11 protein-coding genes and 2 pseudogenes are annotated in these 11,927 nt (G+C 69.5%); 5 read left to right on the top strand and 8 right to left on the bottom strand.

Annotated features, from left to right (window positions below; genetic code table 11):
• Positions 1-294: 294 nt before the first annotated feature.
• The 3 genes and pseudogenes from ACFQ9Z_RS34520 to ACFQ9Z_RS34510 all read right to left on the bottom strand — a co-directional run.
• A pseudogene (locus ACFQ9Z_RS34520) lies at positions 295-736 on the bottom strand (SDR family oxidoreductase); the annotation flags it as partial.
• Positions 737-946: 210 nt separating this feature from the next.
• Positions 947-1,552 carry a hypothetical protein gene (locus ACFQ9Z_RS34515; RefSeq protein ID WP_383029321.1) on the bottom strand — a complete coding sequence of 202 codons (606 nt, stop codon included), beginning with the start codon at positions 1,550-1,552 and terminating at the stop codon, positions 947-949.
• A 408-nt stretch (positions 1,553-1,960) separates the two neighbouring features.
• Positions 1,961-2,848, bottom strand: a complete 888-nt coding sequence (locus ACFQ9Z_RS34510) for a GNAT family N-acetyltransferase (RefSeq protein ID WP_383029319.1) — start codon at positions 2,846-2,848, stop codon at positions 1,961-1,963.
• A 129-nt stretch (positions 2,849-2,977) separates the two neighbouring features.
• Between ACFQ9Z_RS34510 and ACFQ9Z_RS34505 the strand changes: the two are divergent.
• A pseudogene (locus ACFQ9Z_RS34505) lies at positions 2,978-3,135 on the top strand (IS5/IS1182 family transposase); the annotation flags it as partial.
• 130 nt (positions 3,136-3,265) lie between these two features.
• Here the strand turns inward: ACFQ9Z_RS34505 and ACFQ9Z_RS34500 are convergent.
• Complete coding sequence (locus tag ACFQ9Z_RS34500; RefSeq protein ID WP_383029316.1) at positions 3,266-3,982, bottom strand: SDR family oxidoreductase; 717 nt, start codon at positions 3,980-3,982, stop codon at positions 3,266-3,268.
• 71 nt (positions 3,983-4,053) lie between these two features.
• On the opposite strand from ACFQ9Z_RS34500, the gene ACFQ9Z_RS34495 reads away from it, so the two are divergent.
• Positions 4,054-4,869, top strand: coding sequence for a helix-turn-helix transcriptional regulator (locus ACFQ9Z_RS34495; protein WP_383029313.1), 816 nt, complete (start codon positions 4,054-4,056; stop codon positions 4,867-4,869).
• A gap of 368 nt (positions 4,870-5,237) precedes the next feature.
• Here the strand turns inward: ACFQ9Z_RS34495 and ACFQ9Z_RS34490 are convergent, their stop codons facing one another.
• Positions 5,238-6,371 (bottom strand): FAD-dependent oxidoreductase, encoded by a 1,134-nt coding sequence (locus ACFQ9Z_RS34490; protein ID WP_383029311.1) that lies wholly within the window; start codon positions 6,369-6,371, stop codon positions 5,238-5,240.
• A gap of 54 nt (positions 6,372-6,425) precedes the next feature.
• On the opposite strand from ACFQ9Z_RS34490, the gene ACFQ9Z_RS34485 reads away from it, so the two are divergent.
• Positions 6,426-7,118: a TetR/AcrR family transcriptional regulator gene (locus ACFQ9Z_RS34485; RefSeq protein ID WP_383029308.1), complete on the top strand. Its 693-nt coding sequence runs from the start codon at positions 6,426-6,428 to the stop codon at positions 7,116-7,118.
• 205 nt (positions 7,119-7,323) lie between these two features.
• Here the strand turns inward: ACFQ9Z_RS34485 and ACFQ9Z_RS34480 are convergent, their stop codons facing one another.
• Complete coding sequence (locus ACFQ9Z_RS34480; RefSeq protein ID WP_383029304.1) at positions 7,324-8,304, bottom strand: threonine/serine dehydratase; 981 nt, start codon at positions 8,302-8,304, stop codon at positions 7,324-7,326.
• 291 nt (positions 8,305-8,595) lie between these two features.
• Between ACFQ9Z_RS34480 and ACFQ9Z_RS34475 the strand changes: the two genes are divergently transcribed.
• Complete coding sequence (locus tag ACFQ9Z_RS34475) at positions 8,596-9,159, top strand: DUF2243 domain-containing protein (protein ID WP_383029301.1); 564 nt, start codon at positions 8,596-8,598, stop codon at positions 9,157-9,159.
• Positions 9,159-9,989 (top strand): cytochrome c oxidase assembly protein, encoded by an 831-nt coding sequence (locus ACFQ9Z_RS34470; protein ID WP_383029299.1) that lies wholly within the window; start codon positions 9,159-9,161, stop codon positions 9,987-9,989. Before ACFQ9Z_RS34475 ends, ACFQ9Z_RS34470 begins: the two co-directional genes overlap by 1 nt.
• Positions 9,990-10,147: 158 nt before the next feature.
• On the opposite strand, the gene ACFQ9Z_RS34465 is transcribed toward ACFQ9Z_RS34470, so the two are convergent.
• Together ACFQ9Z_RS34465 and ACFQ9Z_RS34460 are read right to left on the bottom strand one after the other, a co-directional pair.
• Positions 10,148-10,876: an SDR family oxidoreductase gene (locus ACFQ9Z_RS34465; RefSeq protein WP_383029296.1), complete on the bottom strand. Its 729-nt coding sequence runs from the start codon at positions 10,874-10,876 to the stop codon at positions 10,148-10,150.
• 335 nt (positions 10,877-11,211) lie between these two features.
• The gene (locus ACFQ9Z_RS34460) at positions 11,212-11,850 is read right to left on the bottom strand and encodes a hypothetical protein (protein ID WP_383029294.1); all 639 of its coding nucleotides are present in this window, start codon (positions 11,848-11,850) and stop codon (positions 11,212-11,214) included.
• Positions 11,851-11,927 lie beyond the last annotated feature (77 nt).

Raw genomic sequence — 11,927 nt, 5'->3', positions numbered from 1 at the left:
ATAATCTCGTGACTCTTACCTGCATGCTGCATCAACACATGGAATCCACCCTTTGATGCCCCGTCAAGCCGTACCACCGCCGCGAACGTCGCTCCGCAGCCCCACCCCGCCACCCGGCCGCCACCCGAAAGTGAGTGACAACCATCCGCACCCGGCGAGGCGGCGACAGCCTGGGACGGGCGGCGTGAACCGGGGCACGTGCGCCCTGCCTTGAGTGAGGCGTCGACACGGGTCTACGGGGAGACCTTGATCCGGTCCAAGCTGGGCGCGCACTTGACGGCCCGTGTCGCCCCAGCCGGCTTCGGCCCGGCTGCGGTCGAGTTCTCCGCCGTCGATCACGGCGTCGACCATGAGGGTGGCGACGGTGCCGGGGCAGACGGCGTTGATGCGGACGCCGCGGGAGCCGTATTCGAGGGCGGCGCTCTTGGTCAGGCCGATCACGCCGTGCTTGGTGGCGTGGTAAGCGGTGCGGCCGGGGTTGCCGACGAGGCCGCCCAGAGAGGAGCAGTTGACGATGGTCCCGCTGCCCTGGTCGCGCTTGTGGCGCAGTTCGTGCTTCATGCTCGCCCAGATGTCGCGAAGGTTGATGCTCTGGACTCGGTCGAACTGCTCGGCGCTCTCGTCGGCGGCGTCGGTGGGCGGGGCCATTGACGCCGGCGTTGTCGTAGGCCATGTCGGGGCGGCCGTAGCTCTCCACGGTGCGGTCGACGGCGGCGGCGACCTGGTCCTTGGTGGTCCCCGCGGATCGTCAGTCGCCGGAGTGCGGCGCGAGGGTCCGGGGTGTGGCCGCCCATGAGGCGAGCAGGCGAAGGCCCTGGTCTGCGACGTCGCCGACGACCTTCCCGTTGATCGTCATGCTGGTCATCTTCCTATCTGCGGGCGCTACGCGACCAGCCCGGACTGACCCGCAGCCCTCCGAGCGCCTCGGACACGCTGCAGATCGGGCCTACAGATCTCCCTCGCACCCAGCGACGGAAGGCGGTGTGACCTCGATGATCACGGCCGTGCCGACAACCGGCCTGCCCTCGTGCATGGTGATCACGTCGCCAGGCTGGACATGGCGCCACTGTTCGGGGCTGAGTGGTGCCAGACGGACCGTCGCACTTTCTCCCGGTGCCAGGCCGGGCGCGCCCTCCACCCACAGTCGCGCGACGTTCACTGCCTGCCCGCCATCGGGCGCCTGGTTGCCGACATCCCAGAGCGGCCGAAGCTGCCCCTGGCCGGCGAAGGCGGTTCGACGTCCGCCCTCCTCCGTGCTCAGCAGGCTCAGCCTGGCCCGGAGGGTGCCATGCTGCATCTCCCAGGCCCGCCACTCGCACCAGTCGGCGCTGTGCTCCAGCATCATCTGGCGCGCTGCGTCCTCGAGTAGGGACCAGAATCGCAAGGAAACCGGCTGCTCGTCCGCGATCTCCATCAGGAGGTCGAGGACAAGCTCCCACTCCTGGTGCCGTTGACAGTCGCGCACGTCGTCAACCGTCACGCCGTTTTCAGCCCGAGCGCCCTCGGGGAGTTGATCAGTCGCTCGCCGAAGGAGCGTGAAGGCATCGTCCATGAGCTGCATTTTCCAAGGCCCCAGCGACGTCCTCGTCTGGCACCCTTGCAAGAACCGGCTCGGCGACACGCCCGGGAGGCCGTCGGTCCTCAGGAAATTCGGCCGCTACTCTCAGCGGCCTATCGGCGGACAGACGGCCCCAGGCGGTCAGCATGCCAAGTTGGCCTAAGACCAGCTCGGCACCCTCGGCTTGGCCCTCGACTGTGTTGTCCTACAGCCTCGACATCGACGCCGCCGTCAAACCAGCTTGCCGCCGACGGCTTCCCCGTCACCGACGAACTGCTCGCCCGGCTCCCCCGCTCCAGTACGACCACAACCAGCTGATCAGAGGGCCGCCACCGCTTTCGTCAGCTGCTTCGCGGCGGTCGAAGCCGCTACGTGGCAGGTGTGTTTGCACCGATCACGCCCTCACCCGGCTTGTGGTGCGCCGTAGGAGAACTTGTACCCGGCGAAGTCGGCGACGTGGACGTACCCGATGCGCTGGTAGAGGGCGTTGCTGGTGGGGTTGTCCGGGTCCGTGAACAGGACGACGTCCGTCGCGCCCGCGGCCAGCGCTGCCCGACTCGCCTCGACCGTCACGGCGCCCGCGTAGCCGCGGCCCCGGAGGTGGGCCGGGGTGTAGACGGGGTCGATCCGGAGCATGCCGCCGATGACCGAGGTCGCGGCCGCCATCGAGACGGGGGTGCCGTCCGGGGTCTCCCAGAAGGTGAAGTGCCGGTCGCCGAAGCGCGAGTCGTCCCAGGAGCCGGCGTCGATCAGGTCGATGGAGGACTGCTCCCCGACGTCGACGCAGAACTCGCGGCACCAGCGCACGACGTGTTCGCGGTCCGTCCCGCCCGTGAGACGGCCCCGGCCCTCCGGGTGCGGGTGCGTCGGGGTGAGTGTGCCGAGACGGTAGAGATGCGTCCGCCAGAAGAGTGCTGGCGCCGCGCCCGTGTGCCGTTGCCAGGAGCCGGCGAATGCGGTGGCGGTCTCGTGGTCCGCGATGACGTTGGCGGGCCGGTGGCCGAGGACGGCCAGGTGGGCGGCGAGGGCGTCGGTCTGCTCGACAGAGAGGGGGGTGAGGCCGAGACGTCCACGCGAAGTGAGATAGAAGACCGCGTGGACCTCACCTCCGGACTCCAGTCGACCGAAGACGGCGGTTACGGGTCCGTGTGCGTCCGGCCTGCGTATCCGCAGTTTCTCGATGTCCGTCAGCGGCGTGTTGTGCAGGGCGGGGCGCGAGCGCAGGAAGTTCCCGGCTCGGACGAGGAAGTCGTCGACGTCTTGGGTGAGGTGCCAGTCATCCGGAAGCATGCTTCATGATCCCGGCTCTCCCCCACTCGCGGAGCACTTGCTCGATGCCTTTCAGCCACGTGACGTAGAGCTCGCGCAGATAGGCGGCATGGGGAGCCCCGGCATGGTTACGGGATCCCGCTCGGCAGGGAGAACGCCTTCCACCGCCTCGCCCGCTGCCACGAGCGCCGCGCGACCGTCATCCACGCCTTCTTCGACCTCGCCGACACCGTCATCGCCGTCCGTAGCCTGATCCGCCGGGTCTGGACGACCCACGGTGGGACGACCGCCCGAACCGCTGCCCATGAGGGCGCACCTGTCCGCGCGGCCTCCTTGCGCTGCTGCCGAGCACGCTTCGGTCCGAGGAGGACCGCCGCTGTGGGAATACGCTTCTTGGGGCGTGCGAGTCAGTGCCGTCGCCTGGGATCCCAGCGCCCCTCACCAGGGCACGGGCGTTCCGTCCCAGGAGAAGAAGCCACCGGTGGGGCCGTCATCTGGCAGCAGGGCCAGGCGGGCGGCTCCCTGGGCGGCCTCGGCCGGGTCGTCGCCGGCAGCGGCGGCCAGGGGGTTGAGGTCGGTGGCCCGCACGCCGGGGGCGAGCGCGTTGACCTTGAAGCCGTCCTCGGCCAGCGTCTGGGCGTAAAGGACGGTGAGGGCGTTGAGGGCGGCCTTGGACGACCGGTAGGCGGCGGCGCCACCGCTTCCCGGGATGAACTGGGGGTTGGGGTTCGTGCTCCAGGTCAGCGATGCGGTGCCGCTGGAGATGTTGACGATGCGCGGATGCGGGGACCGGCGCAGGGCGGGCAGGAAGGCATTGGTCACCGCCACCACGCCGAAGACGTTGGTCTCGTATGTGCGCCGGAACTCCTCGACGCCAGTGTCGGCCGGCGGGGCGAGTGACGGTGAGATCCCGGCGTTGTTGACCAGCACGTCCAGACGGTCCACCTGGGTCGCGGCCCGTGCGATGCCGTCAAGGTCTGTCACGTCGAGCACCAGCAGGCGGGCACCTGCGCCGATCTCCTCGACGGCTCGCTGTCCGAGCCCGCGGTCGCGAGAGCCCACGTACACGGTGAGGCCCTCGGCGGCGAGGAGCCGGGCGATGTGCTTGCCGATGCCCTTGTTGGCACCGGTGACAAGAGCTGTGCGATCGTTCATGGCAACTACCGTTCCCTGGCTGTGGGCGCCCTGCCAGGGACAACCTGTACCAGGCAGTGGGAGGAAGCGGCATGGCACGGCAGGAGCTGGCCCGCTTCCTGCGGGACCGCCGGGCGGGCCTGCGTCCACACGAGATCGGCCTGACGGCGACGGGCACCGATCGCCGGACACCGGGCCTGCGCCGCGAAGAGGTGGCGGAACTCGCCCACATGTCGGTCGACTACTACACGCGGCTGGAGCAGGCCCGGGGCCCGCGGCCGTCCACTCGGATCCTGGACGCGTTGTCCCAGGCACTACGGCTCACGCCGGCCGAGCGCAGCCACCTGTTCCGCCTGGCGGGATCGAGCGCGCCGCCCGGCATCAGCGCCGTGCGGTGGGTACGCCCCCATGTGGCCCGGATGCTGGAGCGGTTGCCGGAGACCGGTGCCATCGTCACTGACGCGGCGTACGGCGTCGTCGCCTGGAACCCCCTGGCCCAGGCGCTGCTCGGCGGCGATCTCGGAGGCGGGAGGACGAACCTGGCCCGGCGCCGCTTCCTTGGCCAGGGGCGGATGTACGAGAGCTCCAGCGCTGAGGAGTTCGGGCACATTGTGGTGGCGCGGCTGCGACGGGCCGCCGACCGCTACCCGCATGACCCGCAGCTGATCGCTCTGCTGGCCGAACTGCACGCCGGCAGCGGGGAGTTCCGACAGATATGGCAAACGCGTCCGGTCCACGCCCCCGGGCACCGCACCAAGATCCTCGATCACCCGGAGACCGGCACGCTGCGGTTGAACTGTGACGTCCTGCTCGTGCCCGAGGATGACCAGGAAGTCGTCCTGATCACGGCCGACCCCGGATCACCTGCCGCGCGGACCCTGCACAGGCTGGCCAGGCCGGCGACCTGAAACATAGGACTGGCACAGGTCTCGCCAGTGGTTACAGAGTGTCGCACCTACATGATCACTGGGGCCTGTGCCCACCTACTTCCACGCCGCCTGTCTGCGCGGGCTCGTAGCTGCCCTCGATCAGCCGCAGGCTCCTGTCGTCAAACGATCGCTTGCCGACGGGCGGCCGACGCGTCCGATGATCGGGTGACATGACACCGGCGTCAGCTCGGCTCGCGAGAGTGCCCAGAAGTTCAGACCGCCCCGCGCTCACGCGGCTTCTCCTGCGGCCCGGCCCGGCGTGTGCTGGACGCCGGGCTGCTGGGTGTGCGGTGGCGAGGCCGTCACCGTCAGGGGCGTACATGCCGTGCCGAGCGGGCCGTCTTCGGTCATCGAGCCGGCGATGGCTGGACTTGGTCGAAGAGGGCGAGGGCTTCGGCGGGATCCGGGCTCACGAGGCGTTCCAGACCGGCCGTCGTGATCTTCGCCCACTTGCCGGCCCGTGCCCACATCTGCTCCTCGAAGGCGCGGACGGCCTCGTCCAGAGCTTCAGGGCCGGTGGCGGTGGCGATGGACTCGGCAAGTTCGGCGCCTTCCAGCATCGCGAGGTTCGCGCCCGCTCCCAGAGGGGGCATCAGATGGGCGGCGTCACCCAGGAGTGTCACCCCGGGGACGTGGGTCCAGGTGTGGGACACGGGCAGGACGTAGAGGGGGCGGTGGACGAAAGCGGTGGCGTGGCGAAGGAGGTCGAGGACGGGAGCGGCCCAGCCGTCGAAAAGGGCCAGGAGGCTCGATCGCACGGCCTCGCCGTCGGCCAGGCCCAGGTCCGTGTGCCAGTCCAGCGGGGCGCGGAACTGGGCGTACACCTTGACGTGGCCGCCGCTGTTGCGCTGGGCGACGAGAGCTCGGTTCACGCCGTAGGCAGCCATGGAGCCATCGCCGATCAGCCGGGCGAGGTCGGGGTGGCGGGTGTCGACGTCGTCGAGGGAGGTTTCGACGTAGGTGACGCCGGTGTAGTGCGGCGTCACCGAGGTGACTGCCGGGCGTGTCCGGGACCAGGCGCCGTCCGCGCCGATCACGAGGTCGAACGTCTCCTGTCGCCCGTCCGCGAAATGGACCAGCACGCCATCCCGGGTCCCCGGCACCACCTGCGTCACGCTCCGGCCCCACTGGACGTCGAGAGGGCCGAGTAGCAGGTCCCGGAGTTGCCCGCGGTCGATCTCGGGGTTGGCACGGTCACCTGGGCGGGGTCGCCAGTCGCGCAGGACGGTCCCGGCCGTGTCCAGGATGCGCATGGCCTGCCCTTCGGGACGGGACAGCGCCTGGAACTCCGCCAGCAGCCCCGCCTTGTCCAGCGCGAGCTGGCCCAGCCCTTCGTGCAGGTCCAGCGTGCCGCCCGGGGGGCGGGCGTCGGGGGCGGGATCGCGTTCGATGACAGCGGCGGGGTAGCCGTGACGGTACAGCACACGGGCGAAGGTAAGGCCGGCAGGGCCGGCGCCGACTACGGCGATACGGTGTCTCATATCAATACACTGTATTTTCGCAATACGATGCATCGCAACAGAACGGTGTGACACATGACCGTGTGGGACCGGCCGGAGCCGCCGGCTCGCCCCGTGCCGCTCGACCGGGCGCGGATCGTCGCCGCCGCCATCACGCTGGCTGACGCGGGCGGGCTGGAGGCAGTGTCGTTGCGCAAGGTCGCCGCCCGGCTGAATGCCGGCCCCATGAGGCTGTACGGATACATCTCCACCAAGGAAGAGCTGCTCGACCTCATGGTGGACGAGGTCCAGGCCGAGATCCTCCCCGAGGAGTGCCCCAGTGACTGGCGGGAGGCGCTGCGCAACCTCGCCATCGGCACCAGGCGGACCGCTCTCCGGCACGAATGGCTGGCCGACCTGCTCGGCGGCCGCCCGACCCTGGGCCCGAACGGCCTCGCCGTAGCCGAAGCCACGCTGGCCGCCCTCGACGACCTCGCTGACATCGACACCGTCATGCGCGCCATGGAGACCGTCAGCTCCTACTTCACCGGCGCGATCAGGCGGGAGATCGCGAACCTGCGGGCCGAGCGCGCCACAGGCCTGTCCAAGCACGACTGGCAGCGCGCCTCCGGCCCGTATCTGACGAGGATGCTGGCCACGGGCCGCTTCCCGGCACTGACCAAGGCCGTGTACGACGGCACAGACGTGGACGCCGAGGCGTCCTTCGAGACCGGCCTGGACTGGGTCCTCGACGCCGTGGCCGTCAAACTCACCACGCCGCCGGCGTGACACCTCGCTCTTGGTCCGACCGTCTCCCAGTTGGCGGCGGAGGCGGGCGAGCTCCGCGGCCTGGTGTTGGCCGTGTTCGCCGACCGCGCTCTGGCTGACGTGGTCACCCAGTCGACGGACACTGCGGTTGCCCGGTTCGTCGTGACCCGGGCTCGGGGAACCCGCACGGCACATCCCCGGCGCCTGAGAGACGATCGAGCAATCGTCAAGACCTGTGGACGGGAGCCGCACCGACCCAGCGGCGATAGGCGTCCACGTCGACATTGCTACCGCACACGATGGTGACCACGTGTCGGCCGGCGAAGCGGGCGCGGTCCTCGAGGATCGCCGCGATGCCGAGCGCGGCCGACGGTTCGACGACCAGGCCGGCGTGGTCGAGGAGCATCCGCATACCGGCGATGATCGACGCCTCCTGGACCAGGACGGCGTCGTCGGCGACCAGGAGGAGGTCGTCCAGGACGGCCGGGATGGGACATCGGCCGGCGACGCCGTCAGCGATGGTGTCGGTGGAGTCGGTGGTGACGACGCGCCGCTGGCGCCACGAGTGCGTCATCGCCGGTGCGCCCAGCGGCTGGACGCAGATCACCTCGACTCCGGGCGCCATGGCCTTCACCACATGACCCACGCCGGTGGCCAGCGCCCCGCCCCCGAGAGCGATCAGGACGGTGTCGAAAGACGGCGCGGTGTCCACCAGTTCCAGGCCGATGGTCGCCGCGCCCTCGCAGGTCTCGATGTCCAGGCTGTCTTCGACCAGCCTGATGCCGTCGCAGCGGGCGATGGCCGCTGCCCGCTCGCGCGCCATCTCGTGGTCGCCGTCCACCAGTTCCAGCCTGGCGTCCAATGCGCGGATGCGATCAAGCTTGGCCGCAGTCGCGAAGCGGGATGCCACGACGGTGACGTCGAGCCCCCGGCCGCGACCGGACCAGGCGAGGGCTTGGCCGAGGTTGCCCGCGCTGGCGCAGACCACGGCTCGCGGGCCACGGTCGGCGAGCAGGCTCGCGACTACCTCGGTGCCACGGGCCTTGAAGCTACGGACCGGGTTCGCCGTTTCGAGTTTGATGCTCACCTTGCACCCGGAACCGGGCTCCAGCGCCTCGCAGCGGTACAGCGGGGTGTCGAGAAAAATCGGGTCGACCACCCGGCGAGCCGCCCGGATCCGAGCAGTGTCGAGGCGCGTCTCCTGCATGACACAGCAGCGTAGGGCCGCTGGCGCCGTTCCATGAGCAGTTGAGCGGTAGACCGGTTGGCGTGTAGTCAGCCAGCAGCGTCTTCTTGGCGCTCAGGCCGGGGTGGAGGCCGTTCTCGAAGCGGGCGCCCGCACTGACCCGAGGGACCGGGCGGGCGCCGGTGATCGCCCGCCAGCGGGCTTTTGCTGCGGTTGGGCCGGATGGCGGCCACGCACGCGCGTGAGTGCGACTGAGCGGGGAACCTGCGGTGAGGCACCTTCAGCAGACCCCGAACAGCGGGAGCGGAGACGATGGCCACCACAATGGACGAGGCCCGCGCCGGCACGGCGCAGCCGACGAGTATTCAGTTGCCGGGCGTCGTGCTCGGGGTGGGACTCGGCGGCTTCGTCGACGGCATCCTGCTCCACCAGCTGCTGCAGTGGCACCACATGCTCACCAGCACCAACCACGACCACATCGGGTTGAAGTACTACAACCCGAAGACGGTGTCCGGGCTGGAGATGAACACCGTATGGGACGGCATCTTCCACGCCGTGTGCTGGATCGCCGTCCTGACGGGCCTGGCCATCCTGTACTCCCGGGTCACACACAACCGGCGGGCGGTGTGGACCTCACGGGTCCTGTGGGGCTGGATGCTGACCGGGTGGGGCCTGTTCAACCTGGTCGAGGGCCTCCTGGACCACCAGATCCTGGGCATCCACCACGTCCACGGCGGCCCCTACCAGGCATGGTGGGACGCCGGATTCCTGGTCCTGGGCGGCCTGCTCCTGGCCGGCGGCTACCTGCTCCAGCGCAGCGGACAGCCTTTCGACCCAGGCGCCCCGGCCGGACGGAACAAGGGGCGGCGAGCCTGATGGACCACGACATGCCGGCGCACGGGCATGTCGCGGGCAGCAGCGTCCTGGAGTGGCTGCTGCCCACGCTCGCCCTGCTGGCCGCCGCCGGCACCTACCTGCTCCTGGCCCGCCGCGCCCAGCACCGCAACCCGGTCCTGGGCTGGAGCCGGTGGCGGACGGCCGGCTTCCTGAGCGGTGTCCTCCTGCTCGGCACCGCGCTGCTGCCGCCCGTGGCGCCCTTCGCACACGAGGACTTCCGCGGCCACATGGCCCAGCACATGCTCATCGGCATGTACGCGCCCCTCGCGCTCGTCCTGGCCGCCCCCGTCACCCTCCTGCTGCGCACCCTCCCCTCAGCCCGGGGCAGGCGGCTGACCACCGTGCTGCACAGCCCGCCCGTCCGGCTGATCGCCCATCCAGCGGTCGCACTGGCGATCTCCACGGGCAGCCTCGCGGCCCTCTACTTCACACCCCTGTACAACGCGACCATGAACACTCCGGCGGCCCACTGGCTGCTGCACGCACACTTCCTGCTGTCCGGGTGCCTTTTCGCCTACGTCATCGCCGGCCCCGACCCCGCTCCCTCCCGGCCGACCGTGCGCGCTCGGCTGGTCTACCTCGGCGTCGCGATCGCGGCCCACGCGGTCATCGCCCAGATGATGTACGGCGGATTCTGGGTCGACATCCACGCCCCCATCCCCCAGGTCCAGGCAGGCGCGGAGATCATGTACTACGGCGGCGACATCGCCGAACTGCTCCTGGCCGCCGCCCTTGTCGCCACCTGGCGCCCCGAACCCCGCCGGGCAGCCACCGACGAGCCTGCCCGGGAAGTGACGGCACCTGCCTGAGCGCATCCACCGGAGTGCCGCCGGCCGAGGAAACGTCCCCGGAAGCTGGTCACGGGTGCGCGTTGCCCGGCGTGAGCAGGCCGGCCAGCCCTGAGATGGCCTCGGGAGACGGCTTGGAGTAGCGGCGGACGTTCTCCGGCGGGCCGGTGCCGGGGGTGTCAGGAGAGCCAGTCAGCGTAGCGGGTGGGGGCGAGCTGGGCGTTCTCGTCGGTGAGGACGTCACCCTTGACGAGGGCGAACATGCCGGCGGTGGGGTCAGTGACAACGGTGCGGCTGTCGCCCTTGTGGGTCAAGGTGATCCGGCCCACCTCGTCCAGGGTGAAGACCTCCGGGCCGGCGATGTCACGGATGCCGTTCAGGGGGGCGCCGGTGGCTACCTCCGCCACCGCGGCGGCCACGTCCTTGGAGGCGATGGGCTGGATGGGTGTGGCGGGCAGCCGAACGGTGTCGGCGTCGGCGGTCCACGACAGAACCGCGTCCATGAAATCCATGAACTGCGTGGCTCGGACGATCGAGTAGGGGATCGGCCCGGCCTCGAGGATCTTCTCCTGGAGCGCTTTGGCCCGGTAGTAGTCCAGCTCCGGCACCTGGTCCACGCCGACGATCGAGAGGATGACGAAGTGGCCGACTCCGCCTTTGTCGGACGCGGCCAGAAGGTTGTCCATCGAGGTCTGGAAGAAGGCGAGGGAGGCCTCGTCGAAGGTCGGGGAGTTCGCCAGGTTGACGACGACGTCCGCTCCCGCCACCGCCTCGTCCAGTCCTCTGCCACTGAGGATGTCCACCCCGGTGGACTTCGAGTGCGGTACTGCTTCGTGCCCGGCGGCGGTGAGGTTCTTGACGACCTGCGACCCGATCAGTCCGGTACCGCCGATGACCGCGATCTTCATAATGCACCTTTCGCCAAATTCACCTGCTTAACATGACATATAGCTCACTGTGTGAGTACATCATGAATTGGCCTGCTGATCGGCCAAGAGAGGCATGGAAGAGAACCGAGGTCGGCTTCGCGGGTCCGATGAACGCCACCGGTTCGGATCTGTGCCGGCAGTCGCCGACGGCAAGAGCGGCGGCGAGTGGCTCAGCGGAGGACGGACAGCGTCCGGGTCGCGGCCGCTGACCGACGCGGCAGCTCGACACGGCCCGGGGACTTACTGATCGTTTCGATATGAGCTGGTGGACCGCTTGGCGTCGGGATGGGCCGTAGGTGAGCCGCCACGAGTGGTCACCGACCGCTGGCTGACCGTCCCACCGCGGTCTGCGCGTCGGCTGCCGCGAGCACGGTGTCGGCCAGTTCTGCGGCGGACTGTGCGCCACCCGCGTCGATGCGGTTCAGACCCAGCCTGTCGATGGCATCGACCATGAGTGTCTGATAGCGCTCAGTGCGGGCCAGGAACTTGTCCATCAGGACTTGTTCCTCGTCCGCGGCTGCTTCATAGCAGCCCGCCGCGTGAACGCGGGCGCGTACTACGGAGTGGTCGGTGGTGAGCCACACGGCGGCCGTGCGCGGGACCTGCAGCCCTGCGACGCGTACGGGCCAGAGTGCCGACCCCTCCAGAACCAGGCCCCTCCTGCCTCGGTCCTCGGTCGCATGGGTCGTGATCAGTTCTTCGATGCGGGGCCACAGTCGTTCGTAGTGGCCGAGAACAGACGTGATCAGTTCGTCAACCGTAAGTGATCTGTAGTGCTCGGCGACGTGCGCCGGCACCTCCCACTCCGAGGTTCTCCAGGGTCGCCCAGGGTGCCGGGCCAGCCTGTCGGTGCTCAGGCACTCGAACCCGAGCTTCTCCGCCACCACTTGGGCAATGGTCGACTTTCCGACGTTCGACGTCCCGCCGATCAGAACCACCCGTACATCACGCACGCCAACGACCCTACTGATGCTTCCGGGACGGTGCCTGCAGTCGGCGTGGACAAGTGATGCAGCATGCGAGTCAGTCG

It is taken from the genome of Streptomyces sp. NPDC056580, assembly GCF_042793175.1.
GTDB lineage: Bacteria > Actinomycetota > Actinomycetes > Streptomycetales > Streptomycetaceae > Streptomyces.
This window is presented reverse-complemented; position numbering and strand designations above follow the sequence as displayed.